At 39.0% G+C, this 23580-nt stretch carries 17 protein-coding genes; 8 read left to right on the top strand and 9 right to left on the bottom strand.

Annotated elements, in window-relative coordinates; genetic code table 11:
* Window positions 1–6 precede the first annotated feature (6 nt).
* Window positions 7–1536 carry an HAL/PAL/TAL family ammonia-lyase gene (locus OWEHO_RS05965; RefSeq protein WP_014201577.1) on the bottom strand — a complete coding sequence of 510 codons (1530 nt, stop codon included), beginning with the start codon at window positions 1534–1536 and terminating at the stop codon, window positions 7–9.
* 319 nt (window positions 1537–1855) lie between these two features.
* Here OWEHO_RS05965 and OWEHO_RS05960 point away from each other — a divergent pair, with 319 nt between their 5' ends.
* Genes OWEHO_RS05960 through OWEHO_RS05950 form a run of 3 tightly spaced genes read left to right on the top strand, consistent with a single transcriptional unit; the run spans window position 1856 to window position 8442 of the window.
* Window positions 1856–5650: a trifunctional MMPL family transporter/lysophospholipid acyltransferase/class I SAM-dependent methyltransferase gene (locus tag OWEHO_RS05960; RefSeq protein WP_014201576.1), complete on the top strand. Its 3795-nt coding sequence runs from the start codon at window positions 1856–1858 to the stop codon at window positions 5648–5650.
* Between the two features lie 5 nt (window positions 5651–5655).
* Window positions 5656–7173 (top strand): phytoene desaturase family protein, encoded by a 1518-nt coding sequence (locus OWEHO_RS05955; protein WP_014201575.1) that lies wholly within the window; start codon window positions 5656–5658, stop codon window positions 7171–7173.
* Window positions 7174–7206: 33 nt separating this feature from the next.
* Window positions 7207–8442 (top strand): NAD(P)/FAD-dependent oxidoreductase, encoded by a 1236-nt coding sequence (locus OWEHO_RS05950; RefSeq protein ID WP_014201574.1) that lies wholly within the window; start codon window positions 7207–7209, stop codon window positions 8440–8442.
* Window positions 8443–8445: 3 nt separating this feature from the next.
* On the opposite strand, the gene OWEHO_RS05945 is transcribed toward OWEHO_RS05950, so the two are convergent.
* Window positions 8446–9855 carry a tetratricopeptide repeat protein gene (locus OWEHO_RS05945; protein ID WP_014201573.1) on the bottom strand — a complete coding sequence of 470 codons (1410 nt, stop codon included), beginning with the start codon at window positions 9853–9855 and terminating at the stop codon, window positions 8446–8448.
* Window positions 9856–10026: 171 nt separating this feature from the next.
* Here OWEHO_RS05945 and glmM point away from each other — a divergent pair, with 171 nt between their 5' ends.
* Genes glmM through OWEHO_RS05930 form a run of 3 tightly spaced genes read left to right on the top strand, consistent with a single transcriptional unit; the run spans window position 10027 to window position 14074 of the window.
* Window positions 10027–11412 carry a phosphoglucosamine mutase gene (glmM, locus tag OWEHO_RS05940; RefSeq protein ID WP_014201572.1) on the top strand — a complete coding sequence of 462 codons (1386 nt, stop codon included), beginning with the start codon at window positions 10027–10029 and terminating at the stop codon, window positions 11410–11412.
* A gap of 12 nt (window positions 11413–11424) precedes the next feature.
* Window positions 11425–12930, top strand: a complete 1506-nt coding sequence (locus tag OWEHO_RS05935; protein ID WP_014201571.1) for an aminotransferase class V-fold PLP-dependent enzyme — start codon at window positions 11425–11427, stop codon at window positions 12928–12930.
* Entirely contained in the window at window positions 12911–14074 is a 1164-nt protein-coding gene (locus tag OWEHO_RS05930; protein WP_014201570.1) for a cysteine desulfurase family protein, read from the top strand. Before OWEHO_RS05935 ends, OWEHO_RS05930 begins: the two co-directional genes overlap by 20 nt.
* 75 nt (window positions 14075–14149) lie before the next feature.
* On the opposite strand, the gene OWEHO_RS05925 is transcribed toward OWEHO_RS05930, so the two are convergent.
* The gene (locus OWEHO_RS05925) at window positions 14150–15607 is read right to left on the bottom strand and encodes a hypothetical protein (protein WP_014201569.1); all 1458 of its coding nucleotides are present in this window, start codon (window positions 15605–15607) and stop codon (window positions 14150–14152) included.
* 97 nt (window positions 15608–15704) lie between these two features.
* On the opposite strand from OWEHO_RS05925, the gene OWEHO_RS05920 reads away from it, so the two are divergent.
* The gene (locus OWEHO_RS05920; protein ID WP_014201568.1) at window positions 15705–16466 is read left to right on the top strand and encodes an MBL fold metallo-hydrolase; all 762 of its coding nucleotides are present in this window, start codon (window positions 15705–15707) and stop codon (window positions 16464–16466) included.
* Between the two features lie 69 nt (window positions 16467–16535).
* Here the strand turns inward: OWEHO_RS05920 and OWEHO_RS05915 are convergent, their stop codons facing one another.
* Window positions 16536–17351, bottom strand: coding sequence for a 2,3,4,5-tetrahydropyridine-2,6-dicarboxylate N-succinyltransferase (locus OWEHO_RS05915; RefSeq protein WP_014201567.1), 816 nt, complete (start codon window positions 17349–17351; stop codon window positions 16536–16538).
* 104 nt (window positions 17352–17455) lie between these two features.
* On the opposite strand from OWEHO_RS05915, the gene ruvX reads away from it, so the two are divergent.
* Window positions 17456–17872 carry a Holliday junction resolvase RuvX gene (gene ruvX / locus OWEHO_RS05910; RefSeq protein ID WP_014201566.1) on the top strand — a complete coding sequence of 139 codons (417 nt, stop codon included), beginning with the start codon at window positions 17456–17458 and terminating at the stop codon, window positions 17870–17872.
* Between the two features lie 185 nt (window positions 17873–18057).
* Here the strand turns inward: ruvX and OWEHO_RS05905 are convergent, their stop codons facing one another.
* The 5 genes from OWEHO_RS05905 to OWEHO_RS05885 form a co-directional block, all read right to left on the bottom strand.
* On the bottom strand, window positions 18058–20010 hold the full coding sequence (locus OWEHO_RS05905) for an ATP-dependent nuclease (protein WP_014201565.1): 1953 nt from the start codon (window positions 20008–20010) through the stop codon (window positions 18058–18060).
* A 231-nt stretch (window positions 20011–20241) separates the two neighbouring features.
* Window positions 20242–21096, bottom strand: a complete 855-nt coding sequence (locus tag OWEHO_RS05900) for an SDR family oxidoreductase (RefSeq protein WP_014201564.1) — start codon at window positions 21094–21096, stop codon at window positions 20242–20244.
* Between the two features lie 293 nt (window positions 21097–21389).
* A complete protein-coding gene (locus tag OWEHO_RS05895; protein ID WP_014201563.1) occupies window positions 21390–21953 on the bottom strand; it encodes a carboxymuconolactone decarboxylase family protein in 564 nt (187 codons plus the stop codon).
* A gap of 89 nt (window positions 21954–22042) precedes the next feature.
* A complete protein-coding gene (locus OWEHO_RS05890) occupies window positions 22043–22891 on the bottom strand; it encodes a helix-turn-helix transcriptional regulator (RefSeq protein WP_014201562.1) in 849 nt (282 codons plus the stop codon).
* 78 nt (window positions 22892–22969) lie between these two features.
* Window positions 22970–23572, bottom strand: coding sequence for a short chain dehydrogenase (locus OWEHO_RS05885; RefSeq protein WP_014201561.1), 603 nt, complete (start codon window positions 23570–23572; stop codon window positions 22970–22972).
* Window positions 23573–23580: the final 8 nt, after the last annotated feature.

Raw genomic sequence — 23580 nt, 5'->3', positions numbered from 1 at the left:
GTCTTTTTAGAAATCTACTTGAAGGAATGATTTTGTGCCTTGCAAGTGATTGGTAAGTTGTGCAATTTCTTCGGCCAAAAAGCGGTCGTCTTTTATGGTTCCTACAAAATTGCGAATCATTTTGTGAAATTTCAGCGTGTTTGCGCTAAGCTTCTCCTTTTCATCAATATAATCTATCGCTTGAGCTATTGCCACGGCTTCAATCGCCAATACCTGAAATGAATTGTCAATTACTTTTTTAGCCATCAGTGCTGCATTACTACCCATACTTACAATGTCTTGATTGTCATTGTTATTAGGAATAGAATGCACAGACATAGGAAATGAAAGGGTCTGGTTTTCGGCAGTGGTAGAGGTTGCGGTAAACTGTACACCTTGTACGCCAAAATTTAGCCCAAGCTTGCCCAAGTTCATAAAAGGAGGGAAGCGGTCATTGAGCTGGTGGTTCATTAAGTAATTCAACTGGCGCTCGCAAAGCATCGAAAGCTTTGTAATACCAATTTTCAGTTTGTCCATTTCATAGGCCACATAGTCTCCATGAAAATTACCACCATGATATACGTTTTGTTTTTCCAGATCAATGATAGGGTTGTCATTGGCGGAGCTTATTTCTTCTTCAAGGATGCTTTTTGCATTCTTAATGCTGTCGTAAATAGGACCCAATACCTGAGGGATGCAGCGGAATGAATAATATTCCTGCACTTTTTCCTTATTAGGGATTACATCACCACCTGTATCGGTTTTAAAAAGGTGATCCTCTCTTTTGCGAATACGCTTGCTATCACTAAGACTTGCACGCATGGCGGCAGCAATCTGATTCTGTCCGCGGTGCTTTTTCACCTGATTCAATTCCTTCGAAAACGAATCGTCATAGGCTTCTACCAATTCATTAATGATAGCTCCTGTAAGGGTAGTCCAACTCAATAAATTAGTAGAGTGCAAGAGGTTAATCATTCCAATACCGCTCATGCAAGATGTTCCATTGATAAGAGCAAGACCATCTCTCAAGCTTAGTTTTAGTGGCTCAAGGTTTAATTCATTCAACACATCCGCTACCGGACGAACATTACCTTTGTAGCTACATTTTCCTTCACCAATAAGGCCAAGGGCAAGATGTGCTAACTGAACCAAATCACCACTGGCACCTACGCTACCATGTTCGGGAATTACCGGGCAAATATCATTTTGTATGTAGGTTTCAAGCTGCTTTATTACGCCAAGGCTAACACCAGAATGACCCAAGCTAAGCGTATTGATGCGGCAAAGCATTACGGCTCTCACGTACTCGTCATCAAGCTTGAGGCCTTGACCTGTAGCATGGCTACGTACCAAATTGTACTGCAATTGCTCTTGATCCCCCTTGCTTATTTTATACTGGGCCATAGGGCCAAAGCCCGTATTGATTCCATATATAATTTTGTCTTTTGAAAAATCGGTTAAAAATTGATGTGATTTTTCGACTAGGGCAAATGTGTCATCAGATACGCTGAAGCTTGCGCCTGAGTCAAAAAATTTCTCGAAATCTTTAAGTTGCATACGGTTTAGCTACTTGGTTTTTGACGGGATTATAGAAGCGCGCAAACTTAGTTTTTTTTGACCAATGAGTAAATTGACACATAGCACCTAAAAGCCCTTTGTAAATTGGGGGAGAATTTATGTAAAATGATACTTTCAAAGCAAGTACATGCAATATTTGTTTTTAAAGTGGGGTCAGTTGCTTGAGCAATGTTATTTTTGGCCGTCTCAATTTTATTGCTGCAGGTCGTGTTTTCAAGAAAAATCAATTATGTAGTGCTAAAAATGAGAGGAAACATGAAACTCTTTCGCTAGACTAGGCAATTTGCCATATTCAACCATGACCGAAAAAATCTATCTCTATTTGCAAAAGCACAAGGCTCTGGCCTTGATTTTAGCGGCTTTGCTGTGGGGAGTGTTTGGTTTTTTTGCTAGTCAGATTTCTATTCAAGAAGATATTTCCAAAACCTTTCCAAAGGATTCAGCTCTACAGCAGTATCAGGATTTTTACAAAAAGTCGCCTCTTGCCAGCAAAATAATTGTGGCCGTTGGTGGAGATACAGCCACAGATGGTTCAAAGTATATTGAGCAAGGTCAGCTGTTTTTGCAGAACATCGACAGTTCCGCTTTTGCGCTGATTGACACCGTAGAGTTTGAAATGGGCACTTCAGCAGTTCAGTCTTCGCTGGATTATTTCTACGATTACCTGCCATATTTCCTTACGGTAGAAGAAACAGACTCCATATTAGATACCCAGAATAGCGATAAAGTGGAGGGCAATGTTCAGAATGTGCTTTCTAAGTTGACGTCTCCAGAAGGTTATGCTCTGCGCAAATATTTGATGCGCGATCCGGCTGGGATGTACGGTAAAGTAATTGGCAAATTAGCAGGCTTCAAGGAGGGTGGAGATTTCGAATTGAAAGACAACCACCTCTTTACAGAAGATGGAAAATATGTTCTTCTTATCGTCAGTCCTGGGTTTCCTGCTTCTGAATCGAAGAACAATGGGGTTTTAATTGAGCATTTAAAAAGTGCCTCCAAGAGTGTCAATGATGCTGAGGTTTTGTTTTTTGGAGGGCCTGTAATAGCTGCTGCAAATGCTGACCAAATTAAAGATGATACCACCTTTGCAGGCATTGCAGCTGTGGTGTTGATTTTGGCTTTACTGTTTTGGTATTATCGCAAATGGGTGGTTCCACTGGTGTTTTTCCTGCCACCACTTTTTGGAATTACCGTAGCTCTTGGAGCAGTTTACCTTATTAAGGGCGAAATTTCTATTGTAACCATTGGTGCAGGTTCCATTGTTTTAGGCATCGCCCTAGATTATTGTTTTCACACATTTACGCATATTAAGCATTCGTCAAGCGTGGCGTCTTCCTTACGGGAAATTTCATGGCCGCTGGTATTGAGCTGTTTTACTACAGTTTTAGCTTTTTTGAGTTTGCTGTTTCTTAAATCAGAAATACTAGGTGACTTTGGCCTTTTGGCTTCATTTAGCCTTATCGGAACTTTGTTTTTTGTGCTGTTTGTATTACCACTTTTAGTGGATAGCTTAAACCTTAAAAGTAAGATTAGTACAAGTGAACATTGGCTGGACAGAGTTTTTGCATCGGTTAAACCTAGACCTGTTTTGATACTTGGGCTAATAGCAATTATCACGGTGGTCTTATCCTTTTTTGTAAATGATGTTGCCTTTGAAGACGACTTAAATAAAATCAACTATTTCCCAGATGAGTTGGAACAGGCAGAGCAAGCCATCACTAATTCTGAAACTAAAGAAAAGACCCTATATATAGTAACGGAGGGGGAAAGCATTCAGCTAGCTATTGACAAAAACAAGAAAGTGTCCTTGGTTTTGGATTCTCTAAAGAATAATGGAGCGGCCAATTCTGTAGTTTCTATCAATCACCTTTTTCCTACTTCAGCGGAAGCTGAGCAAAGAGCTAAAAATTGGAATGCCCGACTCGAGCAGAATGACAGTTTAAAAACTTTGTACGTGACCGCAGGTTTGGAGGTGGGGATAAAGGAAAATGGCTTTCAAGAGTTTTATGATTTATTGGGACGCAGTTATGAAGGCTACCAGTTACCCACCGAGCTTTTACAGGAAGCTGTTTTTGCCAATTTCTTTTTGATGGATGAAGACAAGGTAGGGGTTGTCAATGTGGTGAATACCTTTCCTGAACACTTTGAAGAAATTGAAAAGGCTATAGCCAAAACGGAAGGCTTGGTGGTAGATAAAGCCGCTATGGCAACAAGTCTTATTGATGTGGTGAAGGATAATTTTAATTTGCTTTTGATTATTACCACAAGCCTTGTTTTTATCACCTTATTGATAAACTACGGAAGGATAGAATTAGCGCTACTCACCTTTTTACCAATGGTGCTTAGTTGGTTTTGGATACTCGGCTTGTGCGGCTTGTTTGATATCAAATTCAATTTTGTAAATGTGCTCGTTACCACCTTCATTTTTGGCTTGGGTGACGACTTTTGCATTTTTGTGACGGACGGTTTGCTTAGCAAGTTTAAGCTTGGGATTAACAAGCTTCAGTCCTACAGAAGTTCCATCATACTATCTACCACCACCACAATTATTGGTACAGGGGTTTTACTTTTCGCCAAGCATCCTGCGCTATCTTCTATCGCGGCACTTTCCGTTATCGGGATGCTTTGTATTTCGTTTATATCACTCACGTTGCAGCCCCTTATTTTTGAGTATACCGGTCAGAAGAGAAAAGAAAAACGGCTACAGCCACTTACTTTTTTCATCATTCTTACCAGCATTATTTCCTTTGGATATTTTGCCTTAGGATGTCTCCTGATGACAGCGCTCGTTCCTGTGTTTTACATTTTCCCGGCAAGGACAAAGTGGAAGAAGAGGGTGTATAATTTCATTATAAGCAAGTTTGCCTGGTCTGTTATTTACATCATGATGAATGTGAAAAAGACTAGGGTAAACGTGAACAATGAAAAGTTTGAAAAGCCTGGAATCATTGTGGCAAACCATCAGTCATTTATCGACATTTTGGCCACAGTAATGCTTCGTCCGGGTATTGTTATTCTAACTAAAGATTGGGTTTGGCGTTCACCCTTGTTTGGCTGGGTGGTGCGCTATGCTGGCTTTCCTACTGCTGTAAATGAGCTTGATGAAAACGAAGACCACATTAAGGAATGCTTAGATAATGGCTATTCTGTGGTGATTTTCCCTGAAGGTACACGCTCTATAGACGGTACCATGAAACGTTTTCATAAAGGGGCTTTTTACATGGCAGAAAAGTATCAGGTGGATATTATTCCTGTGCTGCTTCATGGTTTTGATTATACCATTCGTAAGGCTGGTTTTATTTTATTAAGTGGACATCTTACCATGAAAATTTTGCCAAGAATTGCACCAGACGATGCTTCATTTGGAACGGGTTATCGCGAAAGAGCAAAGCTTATTGGTAAATACATGAGGAGAGAATTGCAAGCAATTGTGGATGAGCGAGAAGATGTGGATTATCACAGGGATGCTGTTTTTGCAAACTACATTTATAAAGGACCAATTTTAGAATGGTACGTTCGTATCAAGTTGATGTTGGAGAAAAACTTCCGCATTTTTGATGAAAATGTTCCAAAGCAGGGGACTATTGTAGACCTTGGTTGTGGCTATGGTTACTTGAGTTATATGCTTCATTTTACCGGCAAGAATCGCCAAATTGTGGGCTTGGATTATGATGATGATAAAATTGCTGTAGCCGAGAATTGCTATGCCATGAATGAGAAGGTGAGTTTTGCTATAGCTAATTTGAAAACCTACCAACCAGAACCCGCAGACTGCTATATTATTAAAGATGTATTGCATTATTTACCAATTTTGCGACAGCAGCAATTATTGGAAGAATGTTGTGAAGCACTGAATGTAGGAGGCCGGATTTTGGTGCGTGATGGTTTTGCGGAAAACACAAAGCACAAGCAGACTGAGTTGACAGAATTTTTCTCCACACGATTGATGGGTTTTAATAAAACTGAAAATGAGCTTAGTTTTATGGACAAATCTGTGGTGCTTGAAATAGCTGAAAAATATGGAATGAGTTGCAAGGAAGTTGATAAAAATGGAAGCACATCTAACCAAACATTGATTCTTACAAAGGCCTAAAATATATGAATGAAGAGCATCCGTATGATTTTGTAATTATAGGAAGTGGGCTTGGTGGCCTTGAGTGTGGCTATATTTTGGCCGATGAGGGTTATTCCGTTTGTGTGCTTGAAAAAAATCATCAACTGGGTGGGAATCTTCAGGTATTTAGCCGTGAGAAAGTGGCTTTTGATACAGGGGTACATTACATAGGAGGCTTAGAGGAAGGTCAAAATTTGTATCAAATGTTTAAGTACTTCGGCTTGATGGATAAGCTGAAGTTGGTGAAAATGGACTCCAAGTTTGATAGAATAACTTTTAATGGAGACCCTGTAGAGTACAATCACGCACAAGGCTACGATGCTTTTGCCAAATCATTGATTGAGCAATTTCCCGAAGATGAGGGTGCAATAAATGAATACTGCAAAACCGTTCAGGAAATTTGCAATCATTTTCCACTTTATAACTTAGAATATAGCCAGGAGAGCTATTTGGAAGACAAAGTATTAGGCATTGGTGTAAAAGATTATTTGGAGCAACTCACTTCAAATGAGAAGTTACAGGCTGTACTTGGTGGGAGTAATATGCTGTATGCTGGTATTTCTGATAAGACTCCTTTATATGTACATGCGCTTATTGTAAATACCTATATCGAAAGTTCGTACCGATGTATTGATGGCGGGGCTCAAATTGCAAAGCATCTTGCAAAGTCTATACGCGAAATGGGGGGAGTTGTTTTAAAGAGAACTGAGGTGACCAGCTTTGAATATGAAGGAAAGGAGATTAGCTGTGCAGTGACAGAGGATGGAGAGCGTTTTTATGGAAAAAATTTTATTTCAAATATTCACCCACAGGATACTTTGGATATGGTGGAAGATGGGCGGGTACGAAAAGCCTATGTGAATAGAATAAAGAGCCTTGAAAATTCGGTGTCAGCATTTATTTTAAACATAGTTTGTAAGCCTGAATCCTTTGAGTATCAAAATTACAATTACTACCATCACAAGACGTGGGACGTTTGGAAGGGGGTAGATGAGAGTGCCGAAACCTGGCCAAGCTCATATATGTTTAGCACACCTGCTCACAGTGAAAATCAAAAGTATAGCAAGGGTATAATTGTGCTGGCTTATATGAAGTATAGCGAAGTGCAAGAGTGGGAAAAAACCTTAAGAACAGTAGTCAAACCTTCGGAAAGAGGTGAGGCTTATGAGAAGTTTAAAAAGGAAAAGGAGGAAGTTGTTCTAAAAGAGGTTGAGAAGAAATTCCCGCACATAAGAGATTGCATAAAAACCGTATATAGTAGCACCCCTCTTACTTACCGTGATTACATTGGTAATTCTGATGGATCTATATATGGTGTGGTCAAAGATTACAATGCCCCTTTAAAAACCTTTATTACGCCAAAGACAAAGATTCCAAATTTGTACTTGACAGGTCAGAACATAAACCTGCACGGCATACTAGGGGTATCAATTAGCTCATTAGTTACCTGTTCTGAGTTTATAGACAAAAAGTATTTGCTTGATAAAATCAATAATGCTTAATGTGCACAAGTAACCTTCAAATAAAGAATAAGCATGAGAAAATGTGATGTAGTAGTAATTGGTGCAGGGCCTTCCGGAAGTTTGGCTGCATCTGTTTTACAACAAAAAGGTTGGGAGGTAACTATGCTCGAGAAGCAGCGTTTTCCACGGTTTGTCATTGGTGAAAGTCTTTTGCCAAGATGTATGGAGAGCCTTGAAGAAGCAGGTTTGATGAATGTAGTGGAGAAGCTTGGTTTTCAAAAAAAGGTAGGTGCTCGATTTTACAAGGATGGAGAAATATGTGACTTTGATTTTAGCCAGCAATTTACTGAGGGTTGGAGTTGGACATGGCAAGCACCACGCTCTGAGCTAGACATGGCTTTGGCCGAAGAGGTTGCCAGCCGCGGTGTGAATTTGAAATACGAAACCACTGTTACTCATATTGATTTTGGCGCTGAAAAACAGGTAGTGTTTTACACCGATGTTGCAGGTAAAGAAGAGGTTATCGAATGCCAATTCGTAATTGATGGAAGTGGTTATGGGCGAGTAGTTCCACGTATGTTGGGACTGGATAAGCCTTCTGACTTAGCTCCCCGAATGGCGGTTTTTGGTCATGTAAAATATGATGCCATTCATGAGTATGATAAGCGAATAGACATTGTAACCGTTACCGATAAAATTTGGGCCTGGCTCATTCCTTTTTCTGATGGCCGTGCTTCCGTTGGCTTTGTTGGAGTTATAGAAGCTTTTGACCATTTAAAAGACTTGAGTGATAAAGAAAGCCTTTTAAAGCTCATAGCTAGTAGTGCCTATATAGCTCCAAAGTTAGGAGATGTTGAGTTTACTATGGAGGCAAAAAAAATAAGTGCTTATTCATCAGCAGTTAGTCGTTTTCACGGTGAAGGGTTTGTCCTTACGGGAAATAGCACGGAATTTTTAGACCCTATTTTCAGCTCGGGAGTAACTTTTGCTATGGAATCTGGAGTTCTAGCGGCAAAGCTTTTGGATAGACAACTTCGAGGAGAAGCAGTGGACTGGGACACCGAATATGTTGCATACATTCAGCGTGGGGTAGATACGTTTCGCTCTTACGTGAAAGGGTGGTATGATGGGAGCTTGCCTAAAATTTTCTTCTCACCAAGTTCTTTACAACAATTTAAAGATCAAATATGCTCGGTGTTGGCAGGGTATGTTTGGGATGAGAGCAACCCCTTTGTAAAAAAGCATAGTCGAATTTTGACTACGCTTTCTAAAGTTTTAGACATCCAAATGGATAAGCCTGAAGAGTAAATCTTACAGTCGCTTATCCTGGAGAATCTTATTGATAGACTGTGATTCCTTCAATTTAGGAAATAGCTCAAAAAAGAACATTCTGCGATCCGGGTTCAGTTCTACAGCACGTTTAAAGTAGATGTCAGCTTCATCGCTTTCTTGCAAAGTGTACAAATATCCGCAAATGCGATAATTCATATCTGCAGACTCTGGGTTTAGCTGAACACCTTGATAAAGTACTTCCATTCCATCATCAAACTCGCAAAGGTCAAAGAGAAGCTCGGCATAATCCATAAAAACTTCTGGGTCGATAAAGCCTTTCTCAATGATGTTTTGATAAATCACTTCCGCCTCATTTAGCATTCCACCTCTGCGGTGAATTTCGGCACTGGTAAAGAGATAATCCGTGTTTTCGGTATCAAGTTCCAGAGCTTTACCAATAAAGTAAATTGCTTCAGCTCCTGCTTTTTGCTCATCTTTTAAAAGGGCAAGCTCATAAAAAGCCTCATCCAAATCCTGGTCTTCCTGAATGGCTTTGGTCAAATAACTTTCCGCCTTATCGGGTTTGTCCATGTTGAGGTAGCAAAGACCTATTTTGTAATATGAAAACCCGGTGGGACCCTCATATTCAAAACTCTCCATATAAGTTTCAGCAGCTTCTTTGTAACGAAAAGTACGTTCTAGAATTCTGGCTTTTTCATAGTAAGCAGCTGTGAAGTACTCATCAATCAAAATGGCGTAATCAATCGCCCGAAGCGCTTCTTCATTCAATCTTTCCTTGGCAGAAAGTATGGCTAGGTGATACCACGCAACCTCACAGTAAGGATTTTTGTCGGTAAATTTTTTAAAGAAACTTATGCCTTCTTCACCTTTATCCAAAAGGTCAAAGCATAGTGCGATATTATAAATAGCAATTTCATCTTCCACATTGGCTTCCAAAGTAAGCTTCAGGTATTTTAAAGCCATTTCAAAGTTGCCCATCATTTGATGCTCTATGGCAATTAAAGGCCACACATCTTCTGGAAAATTTGCTTTCTTAAGTGCAGCTTTATAAAAATGTAAAGCGCGCTGATGTTTACCAGCTTTGCTATAGATAGTAGCGCGAGTCATGAATAAATCGTAACCGTCAGGCTCTATATTTTCGAGCTGCTTCAATGATTTAAGAGCACCCTTTAAATTATTATTTGCCGTATGGTAATGCGCCATTCTCACTATAAAGCTTGAACTGGACGGGTGCTGGTCAATGGCAATTTCAACTGCTTTTAAAGCTTTTTTAACCTTACCATTTTCGTAATAATAGTCGGATAGGGCCTCAAATTCATCTACATCAAAAAACCACTCCTCCTTGCGCTTGAGCATATCCTCAAAGCGGTTGATAAGCGGTAAAATCCTCTCCATGTTCTCTTCGTCTAAATCATCATCCTCGTACATATCTGTTCTAGCTTTGAGTTTACTTTAAAAGTATGTATTTACCGAAAGGCAAAAGTAGAGCCACAATTCCATTTTCCACAATTTAATCAACAATCACTGACATATATGGCTAAGCTGTGGTGGCTACGTTTGTTATCTTTGCTCTATCATTAACGTAGATATCCAATTTAAATGACATTAATAAAATCTATCTCAGGAATTAGAGGAACTATCGGTGGCAGTGCTGGTGACAACCTGACACCACTTGATGCGGTGAAATTTGCCGCAGCTTATGGAACCTGGATAAAGAAAGGTAAGAAAGAAAAAGTAAAAGTTGTGATTGGTCGTGATGCCCGTCCTTCTGGCGGAATGATACAGCAGCTGGTACAAAATACTTTAATAGGCCTTGGGATAGATATTGTAGACCTCGATCTTTCAACAACGCCAACTGTGGAGATGGCGGTGGTTTTTGAAAAAGCAGATGGCGGTATTATTCTTACTGCTTCTCACAACCCTGTACAATGGAACGCTCTTAAATTACTTAATGGAAAAGGTGAATTTTTGAGTGGTGATGATGGAAAAGAGATTTTACGATTAGTAGAATCTGAAGATTATGACTTTGCCGAAGTTCAGGATTTGGGCAAGCTGATCGAAAACACAGATTCTATGGAAAAACATGTAGACGCCATTCTTGCCCTTCCATACATTGAAACTGAAAAAATAAAAGCAGCAAACTTTAAAGTGGCTGTTGATGGCGTAAATTCTACCGGGGGTGTTTTCATTCCTTATTTATTAAAAAGGCTGGGCGTAGAGCAGGTGGAAGAATTGTACTGTGAGCCTCATGGTCGTTTTCCTCACAATCCTGAGCCATTGGAAAAACACCTTGGGGATATTATGTCTTTGGTAAAAGATAAAGGTTGTGATGTGGGTATCGTTGTAGATCCAGATGTGGATCGCCTAGCCTTGATTTCTGAAGACGGAAAGATGTTTGGCGAAGAGTACACCTTGGTGGCTTGCGCGGATTACCTTTTAGATAAAAAGAAAGGAGCAGTGGTAAGCAATCTTAGCAGCAGCCGTGCTCTTAGAGATTTAGCTGAAGCTAAAGGCTGTGAATATTTTGCCAGCGCAGTAGGAGAGGTAAACGTGGTAGAAAAAATGAAAGCGCAAAATGCTGTGCTTGGCGGAGAAGGTAATGGAGGAGTGATTTTACCAGATCTTCATTATGGTCGCGATTCATTGGTGGGTACGGCTTTGATATTGTCATTAATGGCTACCTCAGGTAAAAAGATGAGTGAGCTTAGAGCAAGTTACCCCGAATATTACATGGCTAAAAATAAGATTGAGCTTGAGCCAGGAATGGACGTGGATGGTCTGTTGGAAACTCTAAAAGAAAGGTATTCTGCCGAAGAAATTTCAACGATTGACGGAGTAAAAATTGATTTTGAAAAAGAGTGGGTACATTTACGTAAGTCGAATACAGAGCCTATCATCAGAGTGTACACAGAAGCGGCTACTGCTGAAAAAGCCCAGGAACTGGGTGATAAATTTGTGAACGAAATGATGGAAATGGCTAAATAAAAACACCTATCAATGCAAGTAACTACTCTAAATCGCCCCAAACTTGAAAAGTCTGAATTGGAAGAACACTTCTCCAAATTCAGAAAGAACATAATTGGTATTGACCAAACTTTTGAAGGTCCTTATGGCGTCAAAAAAATCATGTACGCAGATTGGATAGCCAGCGGTAGATTATACGAGCCAATTGAAAAACTTCTCAAAGATGATTTAGGGAGATATGTTGCCAATACACACACTGAAACTTCCTTTACGGGAACAGTGATGACCAAGGCTTATCACGAAGCTAAGGTGCTGATAAAAGAACATGTTAACGCGAAAAGTACAGATGCCCTTATTCCTGTGGGAACAGGGATGACAGGTGCAGTACTTAAGCTGCAAAGAATGCTTGGGCTAAAAGTTCCAGAACGTTTTCAAGAAAGCGTGGCTTTGCATGGTGATGATTTACCTGTGGTATTTATAAGTCACATGGAGCATCATTCTAACCAAACCTCCTGGCTCGAAACGGTTGCCGAAGTAATAGTGATAAATGCCGATGATGATGGTTTGATGGATTTAGACCACCTGAAAACTTTGATGGAGCAGTATAAGTCCCGCAAGGTGAAAATTGCGAGTATTACTTCATGCAGCAACGTTACCGGTATTTCTACTCCTTATTATGATGTAGCCAAAATCATGCATCAAAATGGTGGCTATTGCTTTGTGGATTTTGCTTGTAGCGGTCCTTATGTAGAAATTGACATGCACCCTGAAGATGAAGAATGTAAGTTGGACGCCATCTTTTTCTCTCCTCATAAATTTTTAGGCGGCCCGGGCACACCCGGTATATTGGTGTTTTGCAGTAGCCTTTATAATAATAAAGTACCCGATCAGCCTGGAGGGGGAACTGTAAGCTGGACAAACCCTTGGGGTGGACATAGCTATTTTGCAGACATCGAAACCAGGGAAGACGGTGGAACACCAGGGTTTTTACAAACCATAAAAGCCGCATTAGCTATAAAGCTAAAGGATGAAATGGGGGTAAAAGAAATGCATGATCGTGAAAATGAGATTGTGCAGTATACTCTTTCCAGAATGTCTACAATCCCTGGAATGAATATTTTGGCAGGCAATATTCATGATCGTTTGGGTGCAATTTCATTTTATGTAGATGATTTGCACTTTAATCTTTATGTAAAATTGCTCAATGATATGTATGGCATTCAAGTGCGTGGCGGTTGCAGTTGCGCAGGTACTTACGGCCATTATTTGTTGCATGTAACTGAGGACATGAGTCGTGAAGTGACCACTATGATAGATCATGGTGATCTTTCTCGCAAACCAGGTTGGGTTAGATTATCTTTGCACCCCACTATGACTAATGCTGAGGTGGAAATGATTTGCGATGCGATTGAGGATATTGCATTAAATCATAATAAGTATAAAAAAGATTATGAGTACCATTGCAAAACCAATGAGTATGAGCATAAAACGTTTAAAGGACGAGAAGAACAAATAGTAAATGACTGGTTTGGAAAGTAAGAGGAGGATTTATTTAGATAACGCGGCAACAACGCCAATCAGGGAAGAAGTAAAGCAATATATGCTGGAAGTCATGAATGGCCCATTCGGGAATCCATCATCTACACACCAATTTGGCCGCAAGGCTAAAAGCGTGGTGGAAGAAGCCAGAAAGTATATTTCTAAAACTTTAGGATGCACAGGAAATGAAATCGTTTTTACTTCAGGTGGAACCGAAGCCGATAACGCGGCCCTTACTTTAGCAGTAAGAGATTGCGGAGTTAAGAGAATCATTACTTCAAAAATGGAACACCATGCTGTGCTTCACACTGCTGAGGCATTGGCTAAAAACTTTGGTGTAGAATTAGTCTTTGTAAATCTTTTGGACAAAGGGGTGGTTGATCTTAATCACCTTGAAGAGCTTCTTAAAGAAGGTACTCCAACTTTAGTTTCGTTGATGCATGGAAACAATGAAGTAGGAAACTTACTTGATTTGAAAACTGTGGGAACGATGTGCCGAGCGCACAATGCTTATTTCCATACGGATACAGTGCAAACTATGGCACATTGCGAACTTGATTTAAGTGAGCTACCAATTGACTTTTTGGCTGCCTCAGCGCATAAGTTCTACGGACCAAAAGGAGTAGGATTTATGTACGTAAATCATCGCGTAAAATGTCACTCATTCATCAGCGGAGGCTCTCAAGAAAGAAATATGAGAGGTGGTACGGAGAATGTTCTTGGTATTGCTGGCTTGCACAAAGCTTTCCAACTTTCTATTGAAAATATGGAAGCGGAAAACGCACACATAACAGATCTAAAGCAATATATGATTGATCAGCTGAAGGCGGAAGTTACAGATGTTCGCTTTAATGGATTGAGCGATCAGCTTGATAAAAGTTTGCTTACGGTGCTAAGCTGCAGCCTGCCATGTTTGCCAAAAGACGGCATGTATCTATTTACATTAGATATGAATGGTGTAATGGTGAGCGGTGGAAGTGCTTGTACTAGTGGCAGTCAAAAGGGGTCTCACGTAATTGAGGCTATTGATCCTGATAATCAATGTGCCATTATTCGTTTTTCTTTCGGTAAAAATAATACCCGTGAGGAATTAGATTATGTAATAGAAACGCTTAAAAATATGATGGTACCAGTGCCAGCATAGATAAGATTACTTATAAAATAAGAAGCCCCGAGATGTCAGTCATTTCGGGGCTTTTTTGTTTGAAGATGAACTGCGCTATTGTGCCTCGCTCTCTTCTATCTCTTTATCCTTTTTTGACTTTTCACTATCGGCTTTGTAGCCAAAAAGTTCTTTGTCTCGAATAATATTATCTACATAAGCAGGCAAGGCGTTTTCCCATTGGCCATCGCCATTTCTAATGTGTTGAAGCACATCTCTAGAGAATATTTGAAGAATCTCTGGATCGTAATTTTCAATGTCTACAATCCTGCGATTGAACATTAGGTAATCAAAAAGAGGTTTCAACCTTGGGTGGATTTTAACCGATTTGCTGGTTTCCACTTCTTCATCAGGAGTGGTTTGTGATGGATAAATGTAAAGCTTGAGGTCTGTTGAATAAAGAATACCAAAAGCTTCCAAAATTCCACCTTTCAAATCACGGTAGTACTTTTCATCAAACAACTCTCTGAGGTTGGTAACCCCCATAATAAGGCCCATACGCTCTTCAGTATATCTGGTAAAATATTCTACCAGTTTATAATACTGTTGGTAGTTTGAAATAAGTACCGTTTGCCCTAGAGAACAAAGTATTTCGGCTCTATCCAAAAAGTCTTGTTCGTCAATCTGACCTTCAGATTTCAGATTGTTCAAGGTGATTTCAAAAAGAACCACCATATTTTCACGATCTACTTTACGCTCGTCTACAAAGTAGCCAAAGCCTTTTTTGATCATGTCAATATTCACTTTAGTGGCAGGTCTAAAGCTACCTCTTAGGGCAAGTATGTTTTTCTTGTAAAGCAGTGCCGCTGGTAAAATGTTTTTCCCTTCAGGGCCAAAAATCACAGCATCGGTCATTCCGTTTTTAATCAACTGGAGTGACATCAATCGGTTATCCACACTCTGAAACTCTGGTCCCTCAAAGTGAACCATGTCGATTTCCACCTTATACTTTGCGATGTTATCGTAAAGTGAGCGAAGCAATTCCTCAGGATTATTACGAATATGGAAGCACCCGTAAATCAGGTTTACGCCCATAATACCGATAGTTTCCTGCTGTAGGTATGCTTCCTCTTCTTTCATTCTTACGTGAAAGATCACGTCATTTGGAGCTTGATCCGGATCCAATTGAAAACGCAATCCCATCCAACCATGGCCTTTAAACTTCTTAGTAAAGTTTATAGTGGCAATGGTATCTGAAAATGTGAAGTAGCACTTGTTAGGAAATTTATCACGGCTCAATCGCTGCTCAATAAGGCTGTATTCATGGTCCAGCATTTTGCGCAAGCGCGCCTCTGTAACGTAGCGGCCGTCTATTTCGCGACCATAAATGGCATCACTAAAATCTTTGTCGTAAGCACTCATGGTTTTTGCTACAGTACCCGAGGCACCGCCCGCTCTAAAAAAGTGACGCACAACTTCTTGCCCGGCACCTATTTCTGCGAAAGTTCCATAAATGTTTTCGTTGAGATTTATCTTTAAAGCTTTCTGACTCGTGGTCAATACAACACGCTCCATGACTATATTTTAAGTTTGCAGTACAAAATTACTAGTTTAATAGGGTCAATGTCCTTTTTTCCTCATTATTTTAAACGCTTTTACTAAACGCAATTGTATGAAATTCACATTTCTTGGATCAGGAACTTCTCAAGGTATACCTATAATAGGATGTACGTGTAAGGTGTGCACTTCGGATGATAAAAAAGATAAAAGGCTAAGGAGTTCATTATTAGTGCAAAGCAAAAATACCACGGTAAACATTGATGCCGGACCGGATTTTAGGTATCAAATGCTAAGGGCAGGAGTGATGAAAATGGATGCCATTATTATTACCCATGAACACATGGATCATACTGCTGGTTTGGATGAGGTTCGAGCTTTTAATTTTATTCAAAACAAGCCGATGGAGATATATGCCACCGAGCGTGTACAGAAAAGACTCCGCGAGCAATATTCCTATATTTTTCAAAATGGTGATTATCCTGGAGTGCCACAGGTGGTGCTAAAAACCATTGATATGAAAACACCTTTCACCATAGGTGATATCAAATTTATACCTATAAAAGTGATGCATGGGCAATTGCCGGTTTTAGGATTTAGAATGGGCGATTTCACTTATGTGACGGACGCTAACTATATTGGAGAAACCGAAAAGAACCTGATAAAAGGAAGCAAGCATTTTGTTGTAAATGCTTTGCGTAAAAAGAATCACCATTCACATTTTACGCTGGATGAGGCGATAGAACTCACCAAGGAGCTAGATGTGGAAAATGCTTACTTCACGCATATTAGCCACCAACTTGGACTTCATGCTGAGGTGAGTAAAGATTTACCGAAAGGGATGCAGTTGGCGTGGGATGAACTTAGTATTGAGTAGGGAGTGGGGAGTAAGTAATAGGGAGCGGTTATACGTCTCTACTACTTATTCCTTACTCCTTATTATTACTTACACTGACACTCCGTATTCTCTCAAAGCATCGTTCAAAGAGGTCTTCTTATTGGTGCTTTCTTTACGTGTACCAATAATCAAAGCACATGGCACTTGAAAATCACCAGCTGGGAATTTCTTAGTGTAGCTTCCTGGAATTACTACCGAACGAGCAGGAACATATCCTTTGATTTCTTTGGGCTCATCACCAGTTACATCAATAATTTTGGTAGAAGCCGTAAGCACCACATTAGCACCAAGCACAGCCTCAGTTTCTAAGCGAATACCTTCTACAACTATACAGCGAGAACCGATAAAGCAGTTGTCTTCGATGATTACAGGAGCAGCTTGTACAGGCTCCAAAACACCACCAATACCCACACCACCACTCAGGTGAACATTTTTACCAATTTGGGCACAGCTACCTACTGTAGCCCAAGTGTCCACCATAGTTCCTTCGTCTACATGTGCACCGATGTTTACATAAGAAGGCATCATAATTACACCTTTGCTGATGTACGCTCCATAACGCGCTACAGCGTGAGGCACCACGCGAATTCCCAGTTCTTTGTAACCGGTCTTCAATGGAATTTTATCGTGAAACTCCAATGGACCTGCTTCTATAGTTTCCATTTTACGAGTTGGGAAATAAAGGATTACCGCCTTCTTTACCCATTCATTCACTTGCCATCCGTTTTCGGTAGGCTCGGCACATCTCAATCTGCCTTTGTCAATATCTTCAATAATGCTTTCGATAGCTTCCACTACCTTGGTGTCTTCTAGCATGCTTCTGTCTTCCCAAGCTTGCTCTATCAATTGCTGTAAATCGCTCACGATGTAATGTGTAAATGTGAATTTGTAAATGGTTTATTAGTTGAAAGTCTAAAATCTCACGTCTAATTTCTAAACTCTAACTTCGCGCAAAAGTATGAAACACATTGGCAAGAATAGTAGCTTTAGACATCGGTGGTAAAAGAACAGGCATAGCGGAAACAGATCCTATGCAAATAATAGCCACACCAAAGGACACGGTAGAAACTTCAAAGTTGTTGGATTATTTGAGGCAACTATTTGCTACTGATAGCTATGAAACCATTGTAATAGGTGATCCGAAAAATTTGGATGGCGGTGATTCTGACAATTCAGAGCGAGTACGTAAGCTAACCACCAAGCTTCAAAATGTTTTTCCTAAAATGAAAGTGGTACTTCAGGATGAGCGCTTTTCTTCAAAAATGGCAATGCAAAGCATGATTGACTCAGGCATGAAAAAGATGAAGAGACGCGAAAAAGGGGAGATAGACAAGGTAAGCGCTGCAATTATTTTGCAGTCCTATATGGAGGCTGGTTCTTTTTAAAATAAAACGTTCTGTCTTGGGTTGGAGTGTATTGCTTTGTAGGATTAAAAGGAAAAGTAATGTAATTGAAAACAATGTTCTTCGCATTAAATTATAAACAAGTTTAAAAACTTGAAGACTAAGTAAAGATCCTATGTTATTTTTGAATTTGCCATATTTTGTCTATCCATTCTCATGTGTTATTTTTATTCGCCTATAAAATCCAATAACTCTTGCCATTCACTATTTATTGAACTAAAGTCGACAGTATTTAAGACGGACGAAAAATAATTGATAAATACTGGGTTTTTTACTAAGCTCAGTTCCACATAGATAGATTCAAGTATTTTTTCAACATCTTCTTTATTGCAAATATGGGATACTCTGTTAGAGTTCAATTCTTGAGTAGAAAAGATCCGGTAATGATTAAATAAGTTGGGAAGAGTGACATTATCATATACTCTTCTTCTTGGAATGTTTAAATTATCATCTAAATTTTTAATTCGACTTTCTATTTGACCGGTTACTCGTCTTCCTAAATCAGCATCATTATTTAATAATCTCAACTTCTCCGTTTTTATCTCAGCTATTGCATTAGCGATACTTCCTTTGATTTCTAATTGGTTTTTGGAAACTGCCTGTTTTGAGCATTCCATTGTAATAAGTTGTTCTAATTTTGTATCATCCAGAAGTATTGTTCCCTCAATTGTATATGATTTCCAAATAAAAACTGAAATGCCGAGCTTATTTTTAAGCTCATTTTTAAGCTTTTCTTTTTGTGTATCAGTCATAAAATCTGCATCAATTATGATGGAACATTTGTCCCAAATGGACTGATTTGAACCTAAACTTTCAAAAAATTCTTTATAGTGTTTTATTTTGCTCAGTAAATTATCTAAACCGCCAAATGACCAGAAAACGCATTCCTTATCTATTCTCTTAACATCCATGAGTTTTTGAATATATTCTGAATCATCAACTCCCTCAACAAAGATTATCTTATCGGCTTCAAGTGCATTTAGGATGTCTAGAGAGGTTTCGCTACCTATTTGATTAATAATTTTGGAATGATGAGAAGATTCAATCCCTATTTTCCTTTGCGGTAGTTTAATTTTTCCAATTGCTTCAATTATTGTTGGGGTCGTAGATGAAACTTCTTCATCTACAAAAAACAAATTATTTGGATTAGCGCTTCTAATAAGTGACTCGTTATGAGTTGTTAAAAATACTTGAACATCACTCAGCTTTAAAAAACTGAGCAATCGTTTTTGAATATCTCTATGAATGTGACTATCAGGCTCATCAAGTAAAATAATGTTGAGTTCTTTTTTTGATTCGTAAAGATGAAGTAGAATTTCTATAATTTGTATTGTTCCACTTCCTAATAACGAGATATTTCTTAATCCACTGTTTTTAATGTTGATATCAATCGAAACATAAATGTCATTTGATTTATCACCTTTAATATTGAAATCTATGCAATCTGTTTCATTATAAAGAATCCTGGACAAATTTGATTTAAAGTCTGCGAAGTCATCTCCTTTCGATAGATTGAAAAGACGATTTCTGAAAAATAAAGAAGATTGCCTAATCTTTATACCTTCTTTAATTTTTGGTGCAATTGCAAATTCTTCAAACGATGGTATTGTGGCTACAGGCGTTGAAAAATAACACCCAATACATTGAGGGGGATTTCTAAACTGTGTATTAAAAGAACGGAAATCAAAGTTATCGTGGTTGTCTAAGTAAACATTATAATTATTCCCGTTAGCCTCTTTCATAATAAATCCAATCTCAATTTCATTTGTATCGTTAAAATATACCTTTGCTGATAATTTAATAGTTGCTCTATTATTTAAGTTGTAAAAAATATCTTTATAGCCAAAACTTCTGACAGAATTTATTTCTCTATAATCTATATAATTCTGTCCTTTTTTACCAAACCTATAGTCTCCAGAAAAAATATTTAGATTTCGATCTCTCTTTCGTGCTAGGATAACTAAGTGACTAAAAATTTCATTCCATAGGGAAATTGCTTCAAGAATTGTGGTCTTACCGCTATTATTTACACCTGTTAGTATATTTGTATTACTATCTGTTTTTATTTTGAATTTTCGATAGCCTCGAAAGTTGTCAATGTAGAATTCTTTTAGGTACATTTAAATTGTTAGGATATTTAGTTAGATAAGGTGCAGCATGGGTATATTTTCCTTATTTATGTGTAAACGGAAAGGTAAGTGTTTGAAACTAGCAAGATGTAGAATTTTGGACAAACCCAAAAAGCTTAGAGAAGCCAAGACCCTAGAGATTTCGCAAACCTTTGCTAATCACAATTGCTTTAAAATGTTCAAACCTTTCTGAACGGACTGTTTTTATCTAAGTTGGCTCGGCTACTCCTTAGCATTGTAAAACTCACGTATCATCTCCAACGGATCCTTGTGCGCTCTGCCTGATGCCTTTTCAAAATCAGAAGGTACATTGTTGGCACCATTGCGAATGCCTTCATATATGCCAGCGATGATAGTTCCTATAAAAGCGCCCAAGGCCAGTTGACGCTCTTTTTTGTATTCTTCTACAGAAATAGATTTGAAAGAAAGTGTCTTTCCATACACCTGATTGATGTATTCTGCCAATTGACTTTGCGTAATCGGCTCACCCACCAAGTTTAGCGTCTCGCCATTTAAGTTGTCGTTGAGCAACATTTGAGCGTAGGCAAAACCTAACTCTTCGCGGCTGGTGTAGCCACATTTTCCATCTGCTGCACAGTTGATGATGCCGCCTTCTTTCACGTACGTGTCAATGTATTCCAAATCAGGCTCGATGTAAATGCCGTTACGGCCAATCACATAATCCAGACCAGAGTTGCGTACATCTTCTTCGGTTTGGCGGTTGCTCTGCACCACGGGGCTGAAAGCCGTGTTTTCTTCATCGCCCACAATACTGGTGTATACAATCTTTTGCACGCCATTTTGCTTAGCGGCTTCTATTACATTGCGGTGTTGTGGAATGCGTTTTTGCGGATCGTCCATGCCTGAAATCAACAATACTTTGTCAATGCTTTTTAGTGCTTCGTTAAAATCTTCACGGATGTTATAATCGCCTTTACGCACTTCTACGCCCAAGTGTTCTGCTTTAGAAGTGGTGCGCGCAATGGCCACCACATTTTCTTTCCCAATTTCTTGGATTAGTGCCTTGGTGATAGCGGCTCCTAATTGCCCACTGGCGGATGTTACGGCTATTTTCATTTTTAAACTTTTTATAGTCAATTACAAAAAGGCAGGAATTTTAAAAGAAGTGATTTTGGACTTGATCTTTAATATCCACTGAAATGTAAAAGCTCTTCAATGAATCGCCTAATTTGCAAATTTATGCAAGACGTGGGAAAATTATTTTGACAGATATTAAATTGATTTGCCCAATTGAGATGCTCGGATATAGTGAGGGTGTAACCTAAAAAGTAGCGCCATCACTCTTTAGAATGATGGCGCAATTTATATTCCCCAAACCTGTGTGGTGTTTTAGTAGACTTCTCTACAATTTACGCTACAGTTTCTTTTTCCCAAGCAAAGCTTTTAAAAGGAGCATCTACTGGCGTGTTAGCCACGTGGTTGGTGTAGTTGCTCAAAATCTTTTGCGAATAGCCCAAGAAAATTTCAAGCAATTGCTGCTTAGTATAACCTGCATTATAAAATGCTTCTAAATCGTTTTCGCTGAGGATACCACGGTTTCGAATTACTTTAAGTGTTGCGGTGCGCAATGCTTCTAGTTCGTCATTAGCCAAAGGTTTTTCATCGCGTAAAGCCTCTGTAATTGCTGGGTCAACTTTCATAGAATGAGCAATACCCGTGTGTGCCGGTACGCAATAGTGGCAGCCATTTTCTACGTTTATAGTTTGCCAGACAACGGTAAGCTCTTCTGCATTAAAAGCCGTTTCTTCAGAAAACAATCTATGAAGGGTTTTATAGGCTTCCAGAGCCGCTGGCGACTCTGCCATTACAGCATGCAAATTTGGAAGCATGCCAAATGCTTTTTGCGATTCTACTAATTGGGCTTTGCTCTTTTCCGGAGCTGATTCTATTGAATGAATTTTGAAATTGTCCATTGTTATTCTTTGTTATTAATTATCTGAGGACAAATTTCCGCCAACTAATCTGCTAGAATATGGACAAAAAGTTCAAGTATATGGAGGGGCTAGGCGTGATTCTTGCTTCGATATTCTGATGGGGTAAGGGTTTCACTTTTTTTAAACAGGCGCGTAAAATAAAGCGGGTCGTTAAAACCGATTTCATAAGCTATTTGACTAATAGCCATATCGGTAAGTGATAAAAGCTCTTTGGCTTTTTTAATTTTCTGTACGTTGAAATAGTGTGCAGGCGTATCATTAAACTCTTTCTTAAATGCACGTTTAAAAGAAGATACACTTACACTAGCTAGCGCAGCCAGCTCTTCAATGCTGAGGTTATTATACTGATGCAGGTTTACAATTTTTTTGAGATCAATGTTTCTATAATCATACAAGCCCTGGATGAGCTCTAATACCGAGTTTGCATTTTTGGTTTGTACCAATAGTAAAATCAATTCGCGAACTTTTAATTCAAGGAGGTCGTCATTCACCAAATTTGGATTGTCAAAATAAAAGTCGAGTGACTCTATAAACCTGGTTATTGTAGTGTCGTCAGCCAGTTTTTTTGTTTGAGGATGCTTCACACTTTGTTGAATAATAGCGGGAAGCTCGGTGCTATACAACTCTTTTAAAATATCTGGATACAGATGAATAGCGATGATTTCAACCTCTTCATTTGAGGCGGATTTCACAAAATCTAAAAAGTAAGTATCACATTTTAGTAGCAGCGCCTCTTTGGGTTCTTCTTTAAAATTGTAGTTGTCTTCAGAAGACATCATTTTTCCTTGAGCACCTTTTAAGTACATAAAGCAACCTTCGTTGTGAAACACCCGGCCGTGACGGTAAGGAGGTTTTAAAACGACTTTCTCAATAATCACTTTTTCCTTGTAAGTAAAACTTTGATTTTTTAAAATCATTCGGTTATTGATTTCTTGAAGTTTAAGGATTTCATTTTCAGAGCAAACTCTGTGCTCGTCTATCTTGGCTGAAAAGTATCAATCATAAATTCTTATAATTTCACCTTTACCTTTTCCATTTACACTGCGAACATAAGCATTCACTACCTTGGTCATGGGGATTGGGTTATGCCCAGGGAAGTAGTCTTTGTATTTATCATAAGCCGCTTCCACCATACCCGATGAAACCACATTTACACGAATGCCATTTTTTATCTCCAGATTTACAGCTTTTACAAAACTGTGAATAGCGCCATTTACCATGGCAGCACTGGTGGTCTTTACAACTGGATCATCAGCCAAAATACCCGTAGATAGGGTGATAGAACCATTTGCCGTCAAATAATTTTGACCAATTCTTACAAGGTTTACCTGACCCATCAACTTGCTTTTTAGCCCCACGTAATAATCCTCTTCTGTTAAGTCATCAAAATCTCCCCACTTAGCCTCTCCCGCAATACATATAAAGGCATCAAGCTTTCCCGTTTTTTCAAACATGGCTTTTATGGATTTAGAGTCGGCAATATCCACCGTTACATCACCACTCGTTCTTCCGGCAATTAGTACATCATTCGTTTTTTCAAAATGTGATGTAACTACACTTCCAATTGTGCCTTTACCTCCAATTATTAAAATTCTCATATCGCGTT

This window comes from Owenweeksia hongkongensis DSM 17368 (genome assembly GCF_000236705.1).
Lineage (GTDB): Bacteria > Bacteroidota > Bacteroidia > Flavobacteriales > Schleiferiaceae > Owenweeksia > Owenweeksia hongkongensis.
Note: the sequence above shows the minus strand (reverse complement) of the source record. Positions and strands in the feature narration are given on the sequence as shown.